At 55.5% G+C, this 22,875-nt stretch carries 24 protein-coding genes; 5 read left to right on the forward strand and 19 right to left on the reverse strand.

Annotated features, from left to right (window positions below):
- Positions 1-119: 119 nt before the first annotated feature.
- Positions 120-875, forward strand: a complete 756-nt coding sequence (locus tag H650_RS09285; protein WP_020455018.1) for an SDR family NAD(P)-dependent oxidoreductase — start codon at positions 120-122, stop codon at positions 873-875.
- A 382-nt stretch (positions 876-1,257) separates the two neighbouring features.
- Here H650_RS09285 and H650_RS09290 read toward each other — a convergent pair whose 3' ends face one another.
- Positions 1,258-1,413, reverse strand: coding sequence for an integrase (locus H650_RS09290; protein WP_071925222.1), 156 nt, complete (start codon positions 1,411-1,413; stop codon positions 1,258-1,260).
- A gap of 143 nt (positions 1,414-1,556) precedes the next feature.
- Here H650_RS09290 and mutS point away from each other — a divergent pair, with 143 nt between their 5' ends.
- The gene (gene mutS / locus H650_RS09295) at positions 1,557-4,118 is read left to right on the forward strand and encodes a DNA mismatch repair protein MutS (RefSeq protein ID WP_044489472.1); all 2,562 of its coding nucleotides are present in this window, start codon (positions 1,557-1,559) and stop codon (positions 4,116-4,118) included.
- A 293-nt stretch (positions 4,119-4,411) separates the two neighbouring features.
- On the opposite strand, the gene H650_RS09300 is transcribed toward mutS, so the two are convergent.
- Entirely contained in the window at positions 4,412-5,299 is an 888-nt protein-coding gene (locus tag H650_RS09300) for a LysR family transcriptional regulator (protein WP_020455022.1), read from the reverse strand.
- 107 nt (positions 5,300-5,406) lie between these two features.
- On the opposite strand from H650_RS09300, the gene H650_RS09305 reads away from it, so the two are divergent.
- Both H650_RS09305 and H650_RS09310 read left to right on the forward strand, forming a co-directional pair.
- Positions 5,407-6,615, forward strand: coding sequence for an MFS transporter (locus H650_RS09305; RefSeq protein ID WP_020455023.1), 1,209 nt, complete (start codon positions 5,407-5,409; stop codon positions 6,613-6,615).
- Complete coding sequence (locus H650_RS09310; RefSeq protein WP_020455024.1) at positions 6,612-6,977, forward strand: hypothetical protein; 366 nt, start codon at positions 6,612-6,614, stop codon at positions 6,975-6,977. The genes H650_RS09305 and H650_RS09310 overlap by 4 nt, the downstream gene beginning before the upstream one ends.
- Before the next feature lie 68 nt (positions 6,978-7,045).
- Here H650_RS09310 and rpoS read toward each other — a convergent pair whose 3' ends face one another.
- The 13 genes from rpoS to cysG form a co-directional block, all read right to left on the reverse strand.
- Positions 7,046-8,038: an RNA polymerase sigma factor RpoS gene (gene rpoS / locus H650_RS09315; RefSeq protein ID WP_002442472.1), complete on the reverse strand. Its 993-nt coding sequence runs from the start codon at positions 8,036-8,038 to the stop codon at positions 7,046-7,048.
- 125 nt (positions 8,039-8,163) lie between these two features.
- Positions 8,164-9,237, reverse strand: coding sequence for a murein hydrolase activator NlpD (nlpD, locus tag H650_RS09320; RefSeq protein ID WP_233500430.1), 1,074 nt, complete (start codon positions 9,235-9,237; stop codon positions 8,164-8,166).
- Positions 9,238-9,403: 166 nt separating this feature from the next.
- Positions 9,404-10,030, reverse strand: a complete 627-nt coding sequence (locus H650_RS09325; protein WP_020455026.1) for a protein-L-isoaspartate(D-aspartate) O-methyltransferase — start codon at positions 10,028-10,030, stop codon at positions 9,404-9,406.
- Entirely contained in the window at positions 10,024-10,785 is a 762-nt protein-coding gene (gene surE, locus H650_RS09330) for a 5'/3'-nucleotidase SurE (RefSeq protein WP_044489474.1), read from the reverse strand. Before surE ends, H650_RS09325 begins: the two co-directional genes overlap by 7 nt.
- Positions 10,766-11,815: a tRNA pseudouridine(13) synthase TruD gene (gene truD, locus H650_RS09335; protein WP_020455028.1), complete on the reverse strand. Its 1,050-nt coding sequence runs from the start codon at positions 11,813-11,815 to the stop codon at positions 10,766-10,768. Before truD ends, surE begins: the two co-directional genes overlap by 20 nt.
- Positions 11,812-12,291, reverse strand: coding sequence for a 2-C-methyl-D-erythritol 2,4-cyclodiphosphate synthase (gene ispF, locus H650_RS09340; protein WP_017457714.1), 480 nt, complete (start codon positions 12,289-12,291; stop codon positions 11,812-11,814). Before ispF ends, truD begins: the two co-directional genes overlap by 4 nt.
- On the reverse strand, positions 12,291-13,001 hold the full coding sequence (gene ispD, locus H650_RS09345) for a 2-C-methyl-D-erythritol 4-phosphate cytidylyltransferase (RefSeq protein ID WP_020455029.1): 711 nt from the start codon (positions 12,999-13,001) through the stop codon (positions 12,291-12,293). Before ispD ends, ispF begins: the two co-directional genes overlap by 1 nt.
- Before the next feature lie 19 nt (positions 13,002-13,020).
- Positions 13,021-13,359, reverse strand: a complete 339-nt coding sequence (gene ftsB / locus H650_RS09350) for a cell division protein FtsB (RefSeq protein WP_017457712.1) — start codon at positions 13,357-13,359, stop codon at positions 13,021-13,023.
- A gap of 161 nt (positions 13,360-13,520) precedes the next feature.
- Entirely contained in the window at positions 13,521-13,850 is a 330-nt protein-coding gene (locus tag H650_RS09355; RefSeq protein WP_020455030.1) for a DUF3561 family protein, read from the reverse strand.
- A gap of 110 nt (positions 13,851-13,960) precedes the next feature.
- A complete protein-coding gene (cysC, locus tag H650_RS09360) occupies positions 13,961-14,566 on the reverse strand; it encodes an adenylyl-sulfate kinase (protein ID WP_020455031.1) in 606 nt (201 codons plus the stop codon).
- The gene (gene cysN, locus H650_RS09365; RefSeq protein ID WP_020455032.1) at positions 14,566-15,993 is read right to left on the reverse strand and encodes a sulfate adenylyltransferase subunit CysN; all 1,428 of its coding nucleotides are present in this window, start codon (positions 15,991-15,993) and stop codon (positions 14,566-14,568) included. Before cysN ends, cysC begins: the two co-directional genes overlap by 1 nt.
- Positions 15,994-16,002: 9 nt before the next feature.
- Positions 16,003-16,911, reverse strand: a complete 909-nt coding sequence (gene cysD, locus H650_RS09370; RefSeq protein ID WP_017457708.1) for a sulfate adenylyltransferase subunit CysD — start codon at positions 16,909-16,911, stop codon at positions 16,003-16,005.
- Positions 16,912-16,920: 9 nt separating this feature from the next.
- Complete coding sequence (gene cysG / locus H650_RS09375; RefSeq protein WP_044489475.1) at positions 16,921-18,336, reverse strand: siroheme synthase CysG; 1,416 nt, start codon at positions 18,334-18,336, stop codon at positions 16,921-16,923.
- 236 nt (positions 18,337-18,572) lie between these two features.
- On the opposite strand from cysG, the gene H650_RS09380 reads away from it, so the two are divergent.
- A complete protein-coding gene (locus H650_RS09380) occupies positions 18,573-19,607 on the forward strand; it encodes an aminopeptidase (RefSeq protein ID WP_044489721.1) in 1,035 nt (344 codons plus the stop codon).
- A 114-nt stretch (positions 19,608-19,721) separates the two neighbouring features.
- On the opposite strand, the gene rlmM is transcribed toward H650_RS09380, so the two are convergent.
- From rlmM to H650_RS09400, 4 genes are all read right to left on the reverse strand, one after another.
- A complete protein-coding gene (gene rlmM / locus H650_RS09385) occupies positions 19,722-20,822 on the reverse strand; it encodes a 23S rRNA (cytidine(2498)-2'-O)-methyltransferase RlmM (RefSeq protein ID WP_020455035.1) in 1,101 nt (366 codons plus the stop codon).
- Entirely contained in the window at positions 20,815-21,210 is a 396-nt protein-coding gene (locus H650_RS09390; protein ID WP_020455036.1) for a DUF423 domain-containing protein, read from the reverse strand. The genes rlmM and H650_RS09390 overlap by 8 nt, the downstream gene beginning before the upstream one ends.
- A gap of 40 nt (positions 21,211-21,250) precedes the next feature.
- On the reverse strand, positions 21,251-22,165 hold the full coding sequence (gene gcvA, locus H650_RS09395) for a glycine cleavage system transcriptional regulator GcvA (protein WP_017457703.1): 915 nt from the start codon (positions 22,163-22,165) through the stop codon (positions 21,251-21,253).
- 351 nt (positions 22,166-22,516) lie between these two features.
- On the reverse strand, positions 22,517-22,744 hold the full coding sequence (locus H650_RS09400) for a YgdI/YgdR family lipoprotein (RefSeq protein WP_020455037.1): 228 nt from the start codon (positions 22,742-22,744) through the stop codon (positions 22,517-22,519).
- Positions 22,745-22,875: the final 131 nt, after the last annotated feature.

Raw genomic sequence — 22,875 nt, forward strand, 5'->3', positions numbered from 1 at the left:
AGTGCAGTTCTGACTGAAGAGAAAATTCAAAATTATCAGGCAAGTTTTCGCGATTATCGGGCAACCTAAAATGCGCTGTGATGGATAGTATTTTATCTCCACATATCAGGAGATATTTTATGACAACCATTTCTCTTGTGACCGGTGCCAGTCGGGGCCTTGGTCGTAATACTGCACTGAACATTGCCCGCCATGGCGGCGATGCGATCATCACCTATCGTAATGGTAAAGAAGCTGCGGACGCCGTGGCGGCTGATATCCAGTCCCTTGGTCGTAAGGCGATTACCCTTCAACTGGACATGCGCGACGTGTCCTCCTTTCGCGATTTCGTGGCCGCCGTCAGCGCAGCATTGAAAGACACCTGGGGGCGCGATACGTTCGACCATCTGATCAATAACGCCGGGCATGGTGAAATGGCCGACTTCGTGAATACCACAGAAGAGCAGTTTGACGCGCTTTTTGATGTCCACGTGAAAGGCGTATTTTTCCTGACGCAGTCACTTCTGCCGATCCTGGCCGATGGCGGACGGATCATCAATTTCTCATCGGGTCTGACGCGGGTGTCATTCCCTGGGTTCTCGGCCTACTCGGCGGCTAAAGGCGCGGTGGAAGTGCTCACCGTTTATATGGCTAAAGAGTTGGGCAGCCGCGGCATTACCGTCAATGCCATTGCGCCAGGTGCTATCGAAACGGACTTCCTGGGAGGCGCTGTACGTGACATTCCCGATTACAACAAAGCCTTTGCAGGCATGACTGCGCTGGGTCGCGTGGGACTGCCTGATGATATCGGTCCAATGATTGCCAGCCTGTTGGGTGAGGACAATCGATGGGTCACTGGACAGCGCATTGAAGTTTCCGGCGGGCAGTCGATTTAATCTCACGGGGATAGATTCCACTCCGGGTGGGATCTATCGTTTCTCCTGTCTGTCATCAGCATTTTTTAATGCCTGAATCGATTATTGGTTCTCTTGCGGTGACGTTTGCGGATATCCCTGGTTGTAAAGCGTCACGCTATCTGAAAAACCATCCTCCAGAGCCTGTAAACACCGCAAACGCCATAAGCCCCACCCACTGGCATAAAAACAGGTTACTTAGCTTTGTAAATTGCTGATAGCGGGTTTCGCTGCTGAGGTCAGTTCAGTCTTATGAAAATATGCGCGAATAGTCGCTTCCCGCTCATAGCATGAGTGATGCTTTCCAGTCGATCGCTATGCGCCGCGGATAACGAAAAAGTTATGGCATGAACTGGACAGAGAGCTAAAAGCGCAAGATCTGCCTGGGTGGGATACATAGCGTACGGCTGGCGACACGTAAATCACGATTTTCGCCAATATCCGCGTTATCTTTGTCACCTGGTTTCATCATTTCTATCCCTTTAAACGACAGTGGCTTTGCCTCTTGTTTTCCTGCCATACAGACTCCGTTATCATGCTCCCCACGCCTTTATGAAGCGAAATGTAGGATTTCATGAGATCCAATGAGATAAAGTGAAACTCAATGAGAACAACAAACATCACTAACTCATTAAAATTTAAGAAAATGGACATCATAAGCTGATGAGTACACTAGAGAATTTCGACGCCCATACCCCAATGATGCAGCAGTATCTGAAACTGAAAGCACAGCACCCGGATATTCTGCTGTTCTACCGTATGGGCGACTTCTACGAGCTGTTTTACGACGACGCCAAACGCGCCTCGCAACTGATGGATATTTCACTGACCAAACGCGGTGCGTCTGCCGGTGAGCCGATCCCGATGGCGGGTGTGCCGCATCATGCGGTGGAAAACTATCTGGCGAAGCTGGTGAGCCTGGGTGAATCGGTGGCGATTTGCGAGCAGATCGGTGATCCCGCCACCAGCAAAGGGCCGGTGGAACGCAAAGTGGTGCGCATTGTCACACCTGGCACCATCAGCGATGAAGCGCTGTTGCAGGAGCGCCAGGACAACCTGCTCGCCGCCGTCTGGCAGGACAGCAAAGGCTTTGGCTATGCGACGCTGGATATCAGTTCCGGACGTTTTCGCGTTAGCGAACCAGCGGATCGCGACACCATGGCCGCCGAACTGCAACGCACCAATCCGGCGGAATTGCTCTATGCGGAAGATTTCGCGGAAACCGCGTTGATTGAAGGCCGTCGTGGTTTGCGCCGCCGCCCGCTGTGGGAGTTCGAAATTGACACCGCGCGCCAGCAATTAAATATGCAGTTCGGCACGCGGGACCTGGTCGGTTTTGGCGTAGAGAACGCACCGCGCGGTCTGTGCGCCGCCGGTTGCCTGCTGCAATATGTGAAAGACACGCAGCGTACCGCCCTGCCGCATATTCGCTCCATCACCATGGAGCGCCAGCAGGACACCATCATTATGGATGCGGCGACGCGCCGAAATCTGGAGATAACCCAGAACCTGGCGGGCGGTGTCGAGAACACGCTGGCCTCAGTGCTCGACTGCACCGTTACGCCGATGGGCAGCCGTATGCTCAAACGCTGGCTACATATGCCGGTGCGCGATACGAAAGTGCTGACCGAGCGCCAGCAAACCATCAGCGCGTTGCAGGAACACACCAGTGAGCTGCAACCGGTGCTGCGTCAGGTGGGCGATCTGGAGCGTATTCTGGCGCGTCTGGCGCTGCGCACTGCCCGTCCACGCGATCTGGCACGCATGCGTTACGCTTTTCAGCAATTACCGGAACTGCGCAGCCAACTGGCGGATATCGACAGCGCACCGGTACAGGCACTGCGTGAAAAAATGGGCGAATTTGTCGAGTTACGCGAACTGCTGGAGCGCGCCATCATTGAAGCGCCACCGGTGCTGGTGCGCGACGGCGGCGTGATTGCGCCGGGCTATAACGCTGAGCTGGATGAGTGGCGCGGGCTGGCAGATGGCGCGACCGATTATCTCGACCGCCTCGAGATCCGCGAACGTGAGCGGCTGGGGCTGGATACGCTGAAAGTGGGGTATAACGCGGTGCACGGCTATTTCATTCAGATCAGCCGTGGGCAGAGCCACCTGGCACCGATTCACTATGTGCGCCGTCAGACCCTGAAAAACGCTGAGCGCTACATTATTCCGGAACTGAAAGAGTACGAAGACAAAGTTCTGACCTCCAAAGGCAAAGCGCTGGCGCTGGAAAAACAGCTGTATGACGAACTGTTTGATCTGCTGATGCCGCATCTGGCGGATTTGCAGCAGAGCGCCGCCGCGCTGGCCGAGCTGGATGTGCTGGTCAACCTGGCGGAGCGTGCTTATACCCTGAATTACTGCTGCCCGACCTTCAGCGAAAAACCGGGCATTCGCATTAGCGAAGGCCGCCATCCGGTGGTGGAGCAAGTGCTGAAAGAGCCGTTTATCGCCAACCCGCTGAACCTGTCACCGCAGCGCCGGATGTTGATCATTACCGGCCCGAATATGGGCGGTAAAAGTACTTATATGCGCCAGACCGCGCTGATTGTTTTGCTGGCCTATATCGGCAGCTTTGTTCCGGCACAAAAGGTGGAGATCGGGCCAATCGATCGCATCTTTACCCGCGTCGGCGCGGCGGATGATCTGGCCAGCGGGCGTTCCACGTTTATGGTGGAGATGACCGAAACCGCTAACATCCTGCATAACGCCACGGAAAACAGCCTGGTGCTGATGGACGAAATTGGCCGCGGGACATCAACGTACGATGGCCTGTCGCTGGCGTGGGCGTGTGCGGAAAATCTGGCGAATAAGATCAAAGCGCTGACGCTGTTTGCCACCCACTATTTCGAGCTGACGCAACTGCCGGAAAAAATGGAAGGCGTGGCGAATGTGCATCTCGATGCGCTGGAGCACGGCGATACCATCGCCTTTATGCACAGCGTGCAGGATGGCGCTGCCAGTAAGAGCTACGGCCTGGCGGTCGCCGCGCTGGCGGGGGTGCCCAAAGAAGTGATCAAGCGCGCGCGCGGTAAATTGCGCGAGCTGGAAAGCCTGTCGCCGAGCGCGGCAGCCACGCAGATCGACGGCACGCAAATGTCACTGCTGGCGGCACCGGAAGAGACAAATCCGGCGGTTGAAGCGCTGGAAAACCTCGATCCAGACAGCTTAACGCCGCGCCAGGCACTGGAGTGGATCTACCGTCTGAAAAATCTGCTGTAACCCCTCTTCCCTCTCCCGCTCGGAGAGGGATTTTCCCTTATTCGCCAGCCACGCCGACATCTCCGGTTCAGTATCAAACCTTACCTGTGTCATGCAAAACACGCTTGTGCAACGGCGCAGCGGTTCGCGATGACCATGCATTCAGCCGCCTTTTGTCGGTAATCACTCGCCTGGATGGTCATAGGGTGTCTCGCACTTTATTAACGGTGCCGATCTGTTTTCCGCACAGCCTCTGGATGCCACATTTTCAAGTCGTTTAAGTGTGCCTGATGAGCTAAAAAGCCGGGGCAGCACTAAGCGAGACGAGCACGCAAAAAATCCACAAACGCGCGGACTTTGGCCGGCTGATGCTGCGCATCCGCGTACACGGCATAAACCCCCTGCTGCGCGAAGCGGTATTCCGGCAACAGATGAACAAGCCGGTGACTGTCCAGCGCCGTTTGCACCAGCCATAGCGGTAACAACGCCACACCGCAACCGGCCAGCGCGAATGCCATTAATGCCTGCGCGCTATCGGCGGATAACCGCGCTGGCGTGGTGATTTCCAGCGTTTCGCTGCGCCCGCTGGCAGCGGTAACCTGCCAGCGCAGCGGTGTGTTTAAGCGCTCATGAATGATCCACTCCGCCTGCGCCAGCGATTGCAGCGAGGTCACAGGATGGGCGCGCAGCCATTCGGGCGTCGCCACTGGCACAATCGCGAAGCGTGAAATCAGCGCGGCGTGGTAGCGCGAATCCGCCAGCGATCCTAAGCGGATCGCCACATCAAAACGTTCTGAAATCAAATCATTATGCTGAGACGAGGCCACATGGCGGATGCGTAAACCGGGATGATCCTGACCGAACGCCGCCAGCACCGGAACCACAACCTGTGCGCCATACTCCGGCGTGCTGGTGATCCGCAGCTCACCGCATAAACCTACGTGGCTTGCCCGGACGTCATCTTGCAAGGACTCTGCGGCATTGAGCAACTCAACGCCGCGCTGATAAAACACACGCCCCGCATCGGTTAGCGTTAGCCGTCGCGTTGAGCGCAGCAGCAAGGTTACGCCGAGCTCATTTTCAAGCTGGCGGATATTAAAGCTGACCACCGCTTTGGTTTGCCCAAGTGCAACAGCAGCCGCGGTGAAACTGCCGGTATCGACCACGGCAACAAAGATAGCCATACGCGATAAATTGAGCATCGGGGTTCCATCATTGTAAAAATAATTTTGACAGTATATCGCCCGGCGCGCCGTTTATCCCGCGCCATGGCCCCGCTACATTACGCCTCCACACAGGAGGGCAGAAAATGATGTATCGCAACAAGGTCGCGGTGGTTTATCTGCTGGGCTTTTTTCTCGACTTAATCAACATGTTTATTGCCAGCGTAGCGTTTCCGGCGATGGCGGTTAGCTTGCAGGCGTCGGTTTCTGCGCTGGCATGGGTCAGCAACGGCTATATCGCCGGTTTAACGCTGGCAATCCCGTTTAGCGCCCGGCTAACCAGACGTTTTGGCGCTCGACGCGTCTTTATCTTTTCACTGGTTGTATTTAGCGCAGCGGCGATGGCGGCAGGTTGCGCTAACTCCGCTGGCAGCCTGATTTTCTGGCGCGTGCTGCAAGGCACAGGCGGCGGGCTGCTGATCCCGGTGGGACAAGCGTTAACCTGGCAACAATTTGAGCCTCATGAACGCGCCAAAGTCTCTTCCGCCGTGATGCTGGTCGCACTGCTGGCTCCCGCCTGTTCGCCCGCGATCGGTGGCGTGCTGGTACAGTCTTTTAGCTGGCGCTGGATATTCTTCGCCACGCTGCCTGTTGCGCTGCTAACGTTGCTGCTCGCGAGCCTGTGGCTAAAAGACGAGCCTGTGGCAGGCGGGTCGTCGCGCCTGCTGCATTTACCCTTACTGCGCAATTCACTGCTGCGCTTCGCCATGCTGATTTATCTCTGTGTGCCGGGGATGTTCATCGGTGTGAGTGTGGTGGGCATGTTTTATTTGCAGCGCATCGCCGGGATGTCGCCAGCAATGACCGGCGCGTTAATGATCCCGTGGTCGCTGGCGTCTTTCGCCGCGATCTGTTTTAGCGGCCGGTATTTCAACCGCCTTGGCCCACGACCATTAATTATCACCGGCTGTTTATTGCAGGCTGTCGGGATGCTGATGCTGACGGGCGTTACGCCAGAGACGCCTGTCAGCGTCGTTACCGCAGCATTTACGTTGATGGGCGCGGGTGGGAGTTTGTGCAGCAGCACCGCGCAGAGCAGTGCCTTTTTGACGATTCCCCATCATGAGATGCCCGATGCCAGCGCGCTGTGGAATCTTAACCGGCAACTGAGCTTCTTCCTCGGGACAACCTTGCTGGCATGCGTGTTGAGCGCGTTACAGCATCTGTTTTCCCCTTTGCTGGCCTGGCGCGGCACATTTATTACCGCTGCCGCCTTTTCCTTGTTACCGCTGGTGGCCGCCCTGCGACTAAATAACCAACAAACTCTGCACTATCTGCATCAGGAGAAACCATGAAAGCCTATATTACTGAAATTATTGACGCGCATATCGCCATCGAAAACTGGCTCAGCCGGGGTGAAGGCGAGCTGGAGGCATTGATGGCGCGCTTTGCCGGAAACTTTTCCATGGTGACGCTTTCCGGTGCATCTCTGGACTACGCGGCCCTTGCCGGTTTTTTCCAGGCGCAGCGCGGTAGTCGAGCAGGGCTGAAGATCGTGGTAGATAACATCGAACCGCTGGCGGAGTGGGAGGATGGCGCGGTAATAGGCTACCGGGAAACGCAGGGTGAGCATGTGCGCTGGTCGACAGTGGTGTTTCAATTTCAGCAAGGACGCGTGTTGTGGCGTCATTTGCATGAAACGGCGCAGGCAGCGTGACGGTGGATTGAGAACAAAGAAAAAAGGCCGCGTCATCTGCGAGCGGCCTTTTTGTCGTGAAATGGTGCTTATTCGCGGAACAGCGCTTCGATATTCAGCCCTTGCGTTTGCAGGATTTCACGCAGACGACGCAGACCTTCAACCTGAATCTGGCGAACACGTTCACGAGTGAGACCAATTTCGCGGCCCACATCTTCCAGTGTTGCAGCTTCATAACCCAGCAGACCGAAACGACGCGCCAGCACTTCACGCTGTTTGGCGTTCAGTTCGAACAGCCATTTAACGATGCTTTGTTTCATATCATCGTCTTGCGTGGTGTCTTCCGGACCGTTGTCTTTCTCATCGGCCAGGATATCCAGCAGCGCTTTTTCAGAATCACCGCCCAGCGGCGTATCAACTGAGGTAATGCGCTCGTTGAGACGCAGCATACGGCTGACATCATCAACAGGTTTATCCAGCTGTTCGGCAATCTCTTCCGCGCTCGGCTCGTGGTCCAGTTTATGGGACAACTCGCGAGCAGTACGCAGATAGACGTTCAGCTCTTTAACAATGTGGATTGGCAGACGAATCGTACGGGTTTGATTCATGATTGCCCGTTCAATGGTCTGACGGATCCACCAGGTGGCATACGTTGAGAAACGGAACCCACGTTCAGGGTCAAATTTCTCAACGGCGCGGATCAGCCCCAGGTTACCCTCTTCAATCAGATCCAACAGCGCCAGACCACGATTGCTATAACGACGGGCAATTTTCACCACCAGACGCAGGTTACTTTCGATCATGCGACGGCGAGAGGCTACATCACCACGTAGCGCACGGCGTGCGAAATAAACTTCTTCTTCGGCCGTTAAGAGCGGGGAGTACCCAATTTCCCCAAGGTACAGCTGAGTCGCGTCCAAAACACGCTGGGTTGCACCCTGCGACAACAGCTCCTCTTCAGCCAGGTCGTTATCACTGGGTTCCTCTTCTACTAAGGCTTTCTCATCAAAAGCCTCTACTCCGTTCTCATCAAATTCCGCGTCTTCATTTAAATCATGAACTTTCAGCGTATTCTGACTCATAAGGTGGCTCCTACCCGTGATCCCTGGGCAAAGCACCTGAAGACTACTCATTTTGCCGGCTGCAGCGGCATCTGCGCACGCTGCAACGACTCAAATGGGGAGCACTTCATTCACTTTGCACCGATTTATCGCTGCGGCAAATAACGCAGCGGGTTTACGGATTTCCCCTTGTAACGAATTTCAAAATGCAAGCGTGTAGAACTGGTTCCGGTGCTACCCATGGTAGCGATTTTCTGCCCCGCCTTAACTTCTTGTTGTTCCCGGACCAGCATTGTGTCGTTATGGGCGTAGGCACTCAGGTAATCATCGTTATGTTTTATGATGATCAAATTACCGTAACCGCGCAGTGCGTTACCGGCATATACAACGCGCCCATCTGCGGTCGCGACGATAGCCTGCCCTTTACTGCCCGCAATATCGACGCCTTTGTTGCCACCTTCGGTCGCAGAGAAGTTGTCGATAACGTTGCCATCAGTCGGCCAGCGCCATGAAGCAATTGGCGAGCTGGTTGAGGTACTGCTGGCAGTCGGTTCGGTTGAGCTTACAGAAGGAGCCGTAACAGGCGCTGTGACGATAGTCGCAGGCTTATTGTTCGGCAACATTTTGTTAGCACTTTGTTCACCTGAATCTTCAGAATACGTAATTGTCGGTTTCGAAGCAACCACTACGGTTGAATTTTGTGCAGGTTTTGAGACGATTCCTTGCGCAGAAGCATCAGCCTGAGTTATGGCGTTACCACCAGTGATTGGCGTACCGGATGCATTGCCAACCTGCAATGTTTGTCCGACTTCCAGACTATACGGCGCGGCAACGTGATTACGCTGCGCGAGGTCACGGAAATCGTTCCCGGTGATCCACGCGATATAAAACAGCGTATCACCACGTTTAACGGTGTAGGTGCTACCGCCGGTGTAGCTGCCTTTAGGAATATTGCCATACTGGCGGTTATAGACGATATGGCCGTTCACCGTCTGAACGGGCTGCTGTGCGACGGGCTGGATCTGCGTCGGCTGAACGGCAGGACGCTGTACCGGCTGAATCTGCGGTTGCTGCGCGGACGTGCCAAGTTTTGGCGGCGGCGTGATTAACATACCGGAACTGGAATTATTACTGCTGGCGCTCTTCATGCCGCCAACGGAACTAACCGGGGCCGGAGCATTAGTGGAATTTGAACACCCTGCCAGCCAAAGTGAAACCAGTGATAATGCCGCAACACGGCTTACGGTTAATTTTGGGCTTCCCGCGCTCATTTATCCCCCAACAATATGTAAATTACCAATGACTTAAAGATAACCGTGAACGTTTACGGCAAATGTGCTCACCATACGCTGTTATTGCCTGAAAAACCCAGGAAAACTCTGTTTCTCAGGCCAGTTCGCCTTTCACCAGCGGCACAAAGCGTACGGCTTCAACGGTATCGATAATGAATTCGCTTCCCCGCCGACGAACCCGCTTTAAATGCTGGAGTTCGTCGCCCACGGGCAAAACGAGAATACCGCCGTCATCAAGCTGCGACATCAGCGCAGCCGGGATTTCCGGCGGTGCAGCGGTCACGATAATGGCGTCAAACGGCGCACGAGCCTGCCACCCCAGCCAGCCATCACCATGACGCGTAGAAACATTATGTAAATCAAGCTGCTTCAGGCGACGACGCGCCTGCCATTGCAACCCTTTGATGCGTTCAACCGAGCAAACATGATGCACCAGGCGCGCCAGAATCGCGGTCTGATACCCCGAACCGGTGCCAATTTCAAGCACCCGCGAGGCTGGCGTCAGCTCCAGCAGCTCGGTCATTCGCGCCACCATGTAAGGCTGCGAAATGGTTTGCCCTTGACCAATAGGCAACGCGACGTTATCCCACGCTTTGTGTTCAAACGCCTCGTCGATAAATTTCTCGCGCGGCACTTGTGACAACGCCTCAAGCACCTGCTCGTTTTTGATGCCCTGCGCGCGTAATTGATTGAGAAGATCTTGTACGCGTTTGCTTACCATTGCCTGTTCACCCCGGCACGATCCAACCAACCCGACACCACATCATGCGCGCTGTAAGCGGTTAAATCCACATGTAGCGGCGTCACGGAAACATAGCCTTCATCAACGGCGGCGAAATCAGTATCCGGCCCGGCATCGCATTTCTCGCCGGGCGGGCCAATCCAGTAAAGCGTATTGCCGCGCGGATCTTGCTGTGGAATCACCTGATCCGCCGGATGGCGGCTGCCACAACGCGTAACGCGAATACCTTTGATCTCATCCAGCGGCAGATCCGGGACGTTAATGTTCAAAATACGACCGGTTCGCAGCGGTTCGCGGCTTAACGCGCGTAAGAGGGAACAGGTGACCGCTGCGGCAGTATCATAATGAGTATGGCCGTTAAGCGACACCGCCAGCGCCGGGAATCCCAGGTGTCTCCCCTCCATCGCAGCGGCAACCGTACCGGAGTAGATAACATCATCGCCAAGGTTCGGCCCGGCATTAATACCAGACACCACCACATCCGGGCGCGGGCGCATCAGCGCATTTACGCCCAGGTAAACGCAATCGGTCGGTGTGCCCATCTGGACGGCGATATCGCCGTTTTCAAACGTAAAAGTACGAAGCGAGGATTCAAGCGTCAGCGAATTAGACGCGCCGCTGCGGTTACGATCGGGAGCGACGACCTGAACGTCGGCAAACTCTCTAAGAGCCTTTGCCAGCGTCTGGATACCCGGCGCGTGGATCCCGTCATCGTTACTCAGCAATATTCGCATAATCACCCGATGTGTTGATAAGTTCCCTGACGACACTGGTGGCAAAGCTGCCCGCCGGAAGCCAGAACCGTAATTCGACGGTGACGTCATCCCACCAGTTCCAGCTCAATTTTTGCGGGTAGAGCAGCATCGCGCGGCGCGCTGCTTCGACTTTCTCCCGCACCAGTAGCGCCTGTAGATCCGGCGCATCCGCAACCGCCTGTTGTTCAAACGCCAGCGCGTCACGCTGTGTGCCCCACTCACCGCTGCCTGGCAGCGACGCGGTAATCATCAGCGCTTTCGCCTCAACGCGCGTTTGCAGTTCCGCCTGCTCTTCACGGGTTGCAACAAACCAGCTGCCGCGCCCCGCTAATTGTAGCGCATCGCCGTCAACAACTTGATTAAAGTCTGTTTTTTTCAACCGCTCGCTGACGATTTGATTAAACAACGCGCTGCGCGCCGCCGACAACCAAAAACTGCGCTTGTTACGGTCGCGCACCGGCGCATCGCTCTGCGCCCAGCGAAGCGCGCCTTGCAGGTTGCTGCCGCCGATGCCAAAGCGCTGAGCGCCAAAATAATTCGGAACACCTTTCTCCACGATGGCCTGCAAACGCGCGTCAACGTCCGCACGGTCGCTGATTTCGCGCAGTACCAGCGTAAACGCATTGCCCTGCAGCGCACCGAGGCGCAGTTTGCGCTTGTGACGGGCATACTCCAGCACTTTGCAGCCTTCAAGCTGGAATGCGCTGAGATCGGGCATCGCATTACCTGGTACGCGGGCACACAGCCACTGCTCAGTGACAGCGTGTTTATCTTTTTGCCCGGCAAAGCTCACTTCACGCGCGTGGATTTTAAGGAATTTGGCCAGCGCATCAGCGACAAAACGCGTGTTGCAGCCATTTTTCAGGATGCGCACCAGAATATGCTCGCCTTCGCCATCAGGCTCAAAGCCAAGATCTTCCACCACCACGAAATCTTCCGGATTGGCTTTCAGAACGCCGCTTGCCCCCGGTTTGCCGTGCAAAAATGTCAGGTTCTCAAAATCTGTCATTTTGCCGCCTTCACCAGCAACGCCACCGCTTCACAAGCGATACCTTCGCCGCGGCCGGTAAAGCCCAGTTTCTCGGTAGTGGTGGCTTTGACGTTGACATCATCCATATGGCAACCGAGATCTTCAGCGATAAACACGCGCATCTGCGGAATATGCGGCAGCATTTTCGGTGCCTGAGCGATGATGGTGACATCGACATTGCCAAGCGTATAGCCTTTCGCCTGAATGCGCCGCCAGGCTTCACGCAGCAGCTCGCGGCTGTCAGCTCCTTTGAACGCCGGATCGGTGTCCGGGAACAATTTGCCGATATCGCCAAGCGCCGCCGCGCCCAGCAGCGCGTCGGTCAACGCATGCAGCGCAACATCGCCATCAGAGTGAGCCAGCAGGCCTTTTTCGAAGGGAATGCGCACACCGCCAATAATAATCGGGCCAACGCCTCCAAAGGCGTGTACGTCAAAACCGTGTCCAATGCGCATTATGCTTTCTCCTGGAGGTCTGCATGGGTCAAGTAAAATTCTGCAAGTCGTAAATCTTCGGGTCGGGTGACTTTAATATTATCCGCGCGTCCGGCGACCAGCTCCGGGTGAAAACCACAATACTCCAGTGCTGAGGCTTCATCAGTAATGACAGCGCCTTCGTTCAGCGCGCGGGTCAGGCAGTCGTGCAGCAGCGGCAGCGGGAAAAACTGCGGCGTTAGCGCATGCCATAAATCGTTGCGCTCAACGGTGTGAGCAATCGCGGTTTTACCGGGTTCGGCGCGCTTCATGGTGTCACGCACCGGGGCGGCAAGAATTCCGCCCACGCGGCTGGTTTCACTCAGCGCCAGCAGGCGGTTTAAATCATCCTGATGCAGACAAGGCCGTGCGGCATCGTGCACCAGCACCCACTGCGCGCCCGAGGCGGCCTTCAGGCCCGCCAGCACAGAATCCGCACGCTCTGCGCCACCGTTTACCACGGTGATTTGCGGATAGCTGGCAAGGGGTAATTGCGCGAAACGTTCATCGCCAGGGCTGACCGCGATAATCACGCGACTAACGCGCGGATGGGCGAGCAACGCGGCGACCGCGTGCTCAAGAATGGTTTTATCACCGATGGAGAGATACTGCTTAGGACATTCCGTTTGCATGCGGCGGCCAAATCCGGCGGCCGGCACCACGGCACAGACGTCCGGGATCATTGCTGACATGTCGTGAGTCCGGGATTATTTAAGGTCTGTTCTGCGTATTTTGTGTATTTTGCGTGTTTTGCGCTGAGCCCGACGCGCGCTTGGAGGCGTCCGGCACCAGACGATAAAATGTTTCGCCCGGCTTCGTCATGGTTAATTCGTTGCGAGCGCGTTCCTCAATCGCTTCCTGGCCACCATTGAGATCGTCAATTTCGGCGAAAAGCTGATCGTTACGCGATTTTAATTTGGCGTTTGTCGCCTGCTGTGCCGCCACATCTTCGCTGACGCGGCCGTAATCATGCAGACCATTCTTGCCGAACCACAGCGAATACTGTAGCCAGACCAGCAAAGCCAGCAATAGCAGCGTTAGTTTACCCATCCTGCCCCCTGAAAAACGGCATCATCATCCCATAACTTTTCGTCAGACTCCACTCCAGCCGGGTGATGCCGCACAAGCGCCAGACTTTACCATAAATGTCTGTCGATCCGTAGCCGGACACATTGCCTTAATGAGCGTTACGGTTTGACGTAGGGATTGCGTTACCCCATCAGCCACATAAACAGCACGCCGAACATGGCGATTACCGTCAACAGTGTCGCCACGCTGCTGTAAACCAGCTTGCCATCGAGGAGCGAATGCAGCGCAATGCCGACCACAACGGATACGGGCATCAGGGCGAGAAAAAAAGGCCAGGTGTAGAGAAAGAAAAACAGCGTATTGGAGCCGTAAATCATGAACGGGATGCCGAGCGCCAGCAGCCATGCGACAAAACCCACAACCGCTCCAGGGAACGACCATGTTGTGGCTTCATCGGTGGTGGTCGTCATCGACTGCGACCGTGGAATGGTGATGTTCTGACTGTTGCGCATATCTGATCCTGTTGCCTGTACGACCGGTAACGGAAATACACACCCTCGTTCAGGTGGCGCCAACATTAACGCCGGGAAACCTGAAGATGGCGTGTATCGCCAGTACCGTCTCAGGATCTGATAATATCGCCCTGCCGGAGGAGGTCTAATAATTGGCTGACCAAATTTGTTACCAATTGTTCGCCGTCCAGATGCACTTCCGGGGATTGCGGCGCTTCGTATACCGAATCAATGCCGGTGAAGTTGCGAAGTTCACCCGCACGCGCTTTCTTATACAACCCCTTAGGATCGCGCGCTTCGCAGATCTCCAGCGGCGTATCAACAAATACCTCGATAAACCGCCCTGCTCCCAGGCGCTCGCGCACCATTTGCCGCTCGGCGCGGTGCGGCGAAATAAAGGCGGTGAGCACGACCAGACCGGCTTCGACCATCAATTTAGCCACTTCGCCCACGCGGCGGATATTCTCTTTACGATCGGCGTCGCTAAAGCCTAAATCGCTGCACAGCCCGTGGCGCACATTGTCGCCATCCAGCAAATAGGTGCTGACACCCGCGCGGTGCAGCGCCTCTTCCAGCGCCCCCGCGACGGTCGATTTCCCCGAACCGGAAAGGCCGGTAAACCACAGCACAACCCCACGGTGACCGTGAAGTTGCTCACGCGCATCAGGCGTCACCGGATGCGCGTGCCAGACGACGTTTTCGTCATGCTGCGCCATTACTTGCCCCCCAGCAGATCGCGTGCGCCCCAGTGCGGGAAGTGCTTACGAATAAGCTGATTCAGTTCCAGTTCGAATGCGCTGAACCCGGATGTAGCGGCCTGCTGCTGGATATGAACGTCACGCACCATTCCTGCGCCAACGGTCACGTTACTCAGGCGATCGATAAAGATAATGCCGCCGGTCACCGGGTTCTGCTGATATGCATCCAGCGTCAGCGGCTCGTCAAACGTCAGATCCACCAGCCCAATACCGTTAAGCGGCAGCGTATCCACCTGGCGCTGCGTCAGGTTATTGATGTCCACCTGGTAGTGGATGCCATCCACACGGGCGCGCGTTTTTTTGCCTGCCACTTTGATGTCATAGCTCTGGCCTGGCTGCAACGGCTGTTCCGCCATCCACACCACATCCAGCGATGCGCCCTGCACGGCAGGCAGCGTTTCCTGTGCATCCAGAATCAAGTCGCCACGGCTGATATCGATCTCATCTTTTAGCACCAGCGTAATCGCTTCACCCGCTGCGGCTTCCTGTAAATCACCGTCAAACGTCACGATGCGGGCGATAGTCGATTCGACGCCAGATGGCAGCACTTTGATGCGCTGACCAACTTTCACCACGCCAGAGGCGAGCGTGCCGGAGAAACCACGGAAATCGAGGTTCGGGCGGTTAACGTACTGCACCGGGAAGCGCATCGGTTGCGTATCCACCACGCGCTGGATTTCAACAGTTTCCAGCATTTCCAGCAGCGTCGGGCCGCTGTACCACGGCATTTTCCCGCTCTGGCTGGCAACGTTATCCCCTTCGAGCGCCGACAGCGGCACAAAGCGGATATCGAGGTTGCCCGGCAGTTGCCCGGCAAAAGTCAGGTAATCCTGACGAATGTTGTCGAACGTCTCTTCGCTGAAGTCTACCAGGTCCATTTTATTGACGGCCACGACCAGGTGTTTAATACCGAGCAGCGTGGAGATGAAGCTGTGGCGGCGGGTTTGATCCAGCACGCCTTTGCGCGCATCGATCAGCAAAATCGCCAGATCGCAGGTCGACGCGCCGGTCGCCATATTTCGGGTGTACTGCTCATGCCCTGGCGTATCGGCGATGATAAATTTGCGTTTTTCGGTAGAGAAATAGCGATACGCCACATCAATGGTAATGCCCTGTTCGCGCTCCGCTTGCAGGCCATCAACCAGCAGCGCAAGGTCGAGCTTTTCGCCCTGGGTGCCGTGCCGTTTGCTGTCGTTGTGCAGCGTGGAGAGCTGATCTTCGTAGATCTGGCGGGTATCGTGCAGCAGGCGGCCAATCAGCGTACTTTTGCCGTCATCAACGCTGCCGCAGGTTAAAAAGCGCAGCAGGCTTTTGTGCTGCTGGGCATGCAGATACGCTTCGACGCCGCCTTCATTGGCAATCTGTTGTGCAATCGTGGTGTTCATGGCGGCTCCTTAGAAGTATCCCTGACGTTTTTTCAGCTCCATGGAGCCGGCCTGGTCGCGGTCAATCACGCGCCCCTGACGTTCACTGGTCGTTGAAACCAGCATCTCTTCGATAATCTCCGGCAGCGTTTGCGCGTTTGATTCCACCGCGCCGGTCAGCGGCCAGCAGCCAAGCGTACGGAAACGCACCATCCGTTTTTCGATCACTTCACCCGGCTGCAGATCGATACGGTCATCGTCGATCATCATCAGCATGCCGTCGCGCTCAAGCACCGGGCGTTCCGCCGCCAGGTACAACGGAACGATGTCGATATTTTCCAGGAAGATATATTGCCAGATATCCAGCTCAGTCCAGTTAGAGAGCGGGAATACGCGAATACTTTCGCCTTTGTTGATCTGGCCGTTGTAGTTATGCCACAGCTCCGGGCGCTGGTTTTTCGGATCCCAGCGGTGGAAGCGATCGCGGAAGGAGTAAATGCGCTCTTTGGCGCGCGATTTCTCTTCGTCACGCCGCGCGCCGCCAAATGCCGCATCAAAACCGTACTTGTTCAGCGCCTGCTTCAACCCTTCGGTTTTCATGATATCGGTGTGTTTGGCGCTGCCGTGTACGAACGGGTTAATGCCCATCGCCACCCCTTCCGGGTTTTTATGCACCAGCAACTCACAGCCATAGGCCTTTGCGGTACGGTCACGGAATTCGTACATCTCACGGAATTTCCAGCCGGTATCCACGTGCAGCAGCGGGAACGGCAGCGTACCTGGGTAGAAGGCTTTGCGTGCCAGATGCAGCATCACGCTGGAATCTTTGCCGATGGAGTACATCATCACCGGGTTGGAAAATTCGGCGGCCACTTCGCGGATAATATGGATGCTTTCCGCCTCCAGTTGTCGCAGGTGAGTGAGTCGTTTTTGATCCATAACCATTCCTTAAGCCAGATTAATCACGGAAGCGCCGAACGCCTCCGTCGCTGTCGTATGCCGGAACCAGGCGAGTTCGCGATGCAGCCCGACCACCTCGCCCACTACCAGCAGGGCAGGCATCGGGGCGGCTTTCGCCAGTTCCTCAAGTTGTTCTAATGTGCCGGTAGCAACGTGTTGATCCGCGCGCGTACCGCGGGAAATCACCGCCACCGGCGTGGTTTTGTCCCGCCCGTGGGTAATCAGTTGTTCGCTGATTTCGGCTGCCTTCATCGTGCCCATATAAATCGCCAGCGTCTGGCGGCTCTGCGCCAGTTGCGACCAGTCAAACGGCGCGCTGTCGGCTTTATAATGGCCGGTAACAAAAGTAACGCTCTGGGCAAAATCCCGGTGTGTCAGCGGGATGCCGGCATAGGCTGTCGCACCCGATGCTGCCGTAACGCCCGGCACCACCTGGAAGGGAATGCCCGCTACAGCCGCCGCCTGCAGCTCTTCGCCGCCGCGTCCAAAGATAAACGGATCGCCACCTTTCAGGCGCACCACCGTTTTCCCCTCGCGCGCCGCGTCCACCAACATGCGGTTGGTATCATGCTGCGCCACCGCGTGCGAACCAGCGCGTTTGCCAACGCAGATTTTCTCTGCGTCCCGCCGCACCAGTTCCAGCACCGCATCACTCACGAGGTGGTCATAAAACACGACGTCTGCCTGCTGGATAACCTGCAAACCCCGCAACGTCAGCAATCCGGCATCGCCTGGCCCGGCACCGACCAGAATGATTTCACCGCCCCCGGAACCCGGTTGCGCTAACTCTGCTTCCAGCGCTTTTTCCGCTGCCGGTTCGTCGCCCGCCGCCATCAGGCTGGCAAAACGTCCGCGAAAAGCCGTTTCCCAAAAACGACGCCGCTCATCGGTAGTACGACGAAACGCCTTGATGCGCGTCCGCCAGCGCCCGGCAACTTCCGCCATGCGCCCGAGATTACCCGGCAGCAGCGCTTCAATTTTTTCACGCAGTAACCGCGCCAGCACCGGCGCGTTACCGCCAGAAGAGATGGCCACCAGTAACGGTGAACGATCCACAATCGACGGGAAAATAAAGGAGCACAGCGGTTGGTCATCGACAACATTCACCAGCCGATGACGCGCATTGGCGGCGTCAAACACCCGGCGGTTCAGCGCCGAATCGTTGGTCGCGGCAATCACCAGGAAAACCGCGTCCAGCTGTGATTCGTCAAACTCGGTAGCCAGCCAGTGAAGAGATTGCGCATCGGCAAGTTGCTGCAACTGCGGTTCCAGCCGTTGCGCCACCACCTGCACGTGTGCGCCAGCGCGACGCAAAAAGGCAATCTTGCGCGCGGCGATTTCGCCGCCGCCAATCACTAAAACGGGGCGGTCTTTTACAGCAGCAAATAACGGCAGGTAATCCACAACGCGGTAACTCACTCAAGGCCAGCAATAGAGGGACTATAGGGGGCGGTTTAGAACGAATGAAATTACGAATTGGAATGAGTAGTTCCGCAAAGGAATAACGCTTGTGCAAAGCAAATATCAAAAAGTGCTTAACATCAACATTTTCGGAAGGTTAAGAAGAAATGAAATTGTGTAAAGCGGGTCACAGTTTCATACTAAGCGCGGTAAAAATTCTGCTGCTTAAAGGACTCACTATGTTTTCCGCATTGCGCCTCCGTACCGCTGCCCTGGCGCTCGGCGTATGCTTTATCCTCCCGGTTTCTGCCCGGACCTCTCAACCCGGCGACTTTGCAACTGAGCAGGCTCGTCACATTGCCACCCTGTTCCCGGGACGAATGACCGGCACCCCCGCTGAAATGCTCTCTGCGGATTACGTTCAGCAACAATTTGAACAAATGGGCTACCAGAGCGATATCCGTAAATTCAAAACCCGTTACCGCTATACGGCGAAAGATAACCAGCAGAACTGGCAAAACGTTACCGGCAGCACGGTGATTGCCGCGCATGAAGGCAAACTGCCGCAGCAGATCATTATTATGGCGCACCTCGATACCTACGCACCGCGCAGCGATGCGGATGTCGACAATAACCTCGGCGGTTTAACGCTGCAGGGTATAGATGATAACGCGGCGGCTGTAGGCGTGATGCTGGAACTGGCGCAAGCGCTGAAGCAGACGCCAACGCAATACGGTATTCGTTTTGTCGCCACCAGCGGCGAAGAGGAAGGCCAGCTTGGCGCAGAGAGTTATCTTGCGCGAATGAGCGAAAAAGAGCGCAAAAATACGCTGCTGGTGATCAACATGAATAACCTGATCGTCGGCGACAAGCTCTACTTTAGCAGCGGGAAAAACACCCCGGCTTCAGTGCGCAAACTGACGCGGGATCGGGCACTGGCCATTGCCCGTTCGCACGGCATTCAGGCGCTGAGCGCCCCGGTCACAGCCACCAAAAGCAACCACAGCGCTAATGATGCGCAGGTGTTTGATCAGGCCTCTATTCCGGTGCTGTCGGTGGAAGCGACAAACTGGTCTCTGGGTCTGAAAGACGGTAACCAACAGCGCGCCAAATCCAAAACCTTCCCGGAAGGCGTAAGCCACCATAATGCCCGGCTGGATAACCAGCAGTATATCGATCAGGCATTGCCGGGACGCATTGAGCGCCGCAGCCGCGACGTGGTGCGCATCATGCTGCCGCTGGTGAGCGAACTGGCGAAAACCACCAAAAATTAACGCCAGCATCGCTGGCGTTATCTTGCAACTCCCCCGAACCCGACCGGTGTGCAAAAACCGAAACGAAAAGATTTTTGCGCACGTCCGGGTTCAGCAGAAGTGATCAACCGGCGGCTAGCGTTCGTCGCGTCGCCCGCCTACCGCAGCCCACATTCTGCGCACATGTACCGTCACTTCTTCACGGTCATGATAGAGCTGCCGCGCCTGAATCTGCGCGGCAACGTTATGCTCATCCAGTTGCGCCTGAATATACGCCAGGTTGTTTGACACCTCTTCGTAACGCTTTTTCATCGGCAGCTTGAGGTTGAAAATGGTTTCCCGGCACCAGCCATTAGTCAGCCACTGCGCCATCAGCGCGGCGACTTTCGCCGGCTTCTCCACCATGTCGCACACCATCCACGAGATGTTGTTGCGGTTCGGTCGATAGCGGAAACCATCTTCACGCAGCCAGGTCACCTGGCCGGTATCCATCAGGCTTTGCGCCATCGGGCCGTTATCCACGGACGCTACCCACATGTTGCGTTTCACCAGCTGATAGGTCCAACCGCCAGGGCATGCACCGAGATCCACCGCGTACATTCCATTTGCCAGGCGCTCGTCCCACTCATCTGCCGGAATAAAGACGTGAAACGCCTCTTCCAGTTTCAACGTTGAACGGCTTGGCGCATCGGACGGAAACTTCAGGCGCGGGATGCCCATATAGAACGGCGAGTTGTTAAAGGAGTACGAATAACCGGTGTAGCAACAACCCGGCGCAATAAAGAACACGTGAACGACCGGGCGCTTCGCTGAATCACTACGCGCCAAGATACCCGCTTCACGCAGCGCGCTGCGCAGCGGAACGGTAAACTTGCGGCAGAACTTCATCAGCTCTTTGCTTTCGTTGGTATCGGCCACTTCCACACGCAAATCGCCGCCTTTATCCACGACGCCCTGCAGCATGCCGACGATCGGCGTAATGCGATCTTCCTGCGGTAAGTCGCGCAGCAGCTCGCCGACGACAAACATCTGGCGGGCAAAAATCAGCGAACTGAACGGCAGCTCGCGCGCCAGTTTGTCAGCGTCGTCTTGCTGGTAGCATTCAAACACAACGTAACCCGCGTTCTCTTTCACACGCGCGAAACCGAACACCTCAAAGCGACCGGCTTTATCGGTAATTTCTGCTGCGCACTCTTTCTCAAAACCCGGGCGGCACAGCAATACCACTTTATTCATGAACAACGCCCCTACGTTTCAGACGAATTGCGCCAACTAACATTAATGCCCAGCCGATGAGAAAACAGACGCCACCGACCGGCGTAACAAACGCCCACAGGCGTAAATGTGAGAGCGCCAGGCAATAAAGGCTGCCGCTAAACAACACGGTGCCGAACGCCAAAAAAACGCTGCTCCAGTAAAACCAGATGCTGATGCGGCGCTGCATCGCCACCGCAAGCCCAAGCACCGCGAGCGTGTGGAACGCCTGATATTCGAGCCCGGTCTGGATCCAACTCATCTCCACCACGCCCAAAGATTTACGTAACACGTGCGCGCCGAAAGCCCCCAGCGCGACAAACACAAAACCGCTTACCGCGGCAAAAATCAGCATAAAACGGCTGGTCATGTGAGTACCCTAAAAGTCATACGCGCCATACGCGCGCGAATTATTGTTCGTAACGGAAACGGAACTTTTCCTGTTCGCTGGCCGCTTTTGCCAGGATCCACTGACGAAAGGCGGCTATTTTACCCAGTTCTGCCTGGCTGTCATGACAAACCAGATAAAACGCGTTCTTACTGACCAGAACATCATTAAACGGGCAGACCAGACGACCTGCCTCAATTTCGGACTGTGCCATTACATTGTTGGCCAGTGCGATCCCCTGTCCGTGGATAGCGGCCTGCAGCACCATAGAGCTGTGGCTGAAAATAGGTCCCTGCTGAACATTAAGATTAAGACCTAACTGGCGCGTATAAGTTTGCCAGTCGCGCCGGGAAGCGTCATGCAGCAAGGTGTGATGCGCCAGATCTTCAGGCTTTTTCAATGCTTTATCGCCAGTGAGTAATAATGGCGAGCAGACGGGTAGCAAGTATTCTGCGTACAATTTTTCAACACGCAGCCCTGGCCAGTTGCCGCGACCGTAAAAAATCGCCACGTCGACATCGTCCGCCAGTTTGTCCTCTTCGCGGTCAACCGCCTGGATGCGCACGTCGATTCCCGGATAAGCTGAGTTAAAGCTAGAGAGCCTCGGCACCAACCATTGAATGGCAAAACTGGGCAATAAACTAACAGTGAGCGCGCCTTTTGCACTGCGTGCTTGTAGTTTTCGCGTGGCCTCATTGAGCTGGGAAAATATCTCTTTGATATCCTGAAAATAACTCTGGCCTTCCTCGGTAAGCAGCAGCGAACGGTTGCGTCGACGGAACAGTTTCAGGCCAAGAAAATCCTCGAGAGACTTGATTTGATGGCTTACTGCGGCCTGCGTCACAAAAAGCTCATCGGCGGCGCGCGTAAAACTCAGATGGCGGGCAGCGGCATCAAAAACACGTAATGCATTCAGTGGTGGTAATCGCTTGGACATGGTTATCAGGCTTAGATGTAAAGGCAATTTAACAAACAGGAAACAGTGTTTAACCTATTAGTTTTTTTTATCTGAGCCATTATAAATTGTCCGTTGAGCTTCTACCAGCAAATACCTATAGTGGCGGCACTTCCTGAGCCGGAACGAGAAGCTTTTTTTGGAATGTGTGTTCTGAAGGGCTTTTGGCTTACGGTTGTGATGTTGTGTTGTTGTGTTTGCAATTTGGTCTGCTATTCAGACCCCGGTAGCGACGCTACCCCTTTTTCACTTCCTGTACATTTACCCTGTCTGTCCATAGTGATTAATGTAGCACCGCAAGATTGCGGTGCTTTTTTTTACCTGAAATCAGGGTTATTTATCCAGCGCGACCATCTCTTTAACGTCGGTACGGTTGATCTGTTGCTCATTACCGTTGGCGTCTTTATAAGAGATCATGCCGGTCTGATCGTCGGTTTTCGGTTTACCTTCCGAAATAATCGTACGACCATCGTTGGTGTGTAATGCATAGTTCGGGCTGGAACAAGCGCTCAGGGCAAAAGCAAAAGCACATGCAGAAATAATTGCGGCAGCCTTTTTCATCTTCTTCTCCTTCTGGCAATTAATGCTGTGAAATACTCTTCACGGAAGAGTCTCGAACGATTAACTAACACTATTCAGCATAACCTGCTTACCGGACTCTGCCAGGACAAACAGACAATTCCGATGGTTAT

Source organism: Enterobacter sp. R4-368, assembly GCF_000410515.1.
Classification (GTDB): Bacteria; Pseudomonadota; Gammaproteobacteria; order Enterobacterales; family Enterobacteriaceae; genus Kosakonia.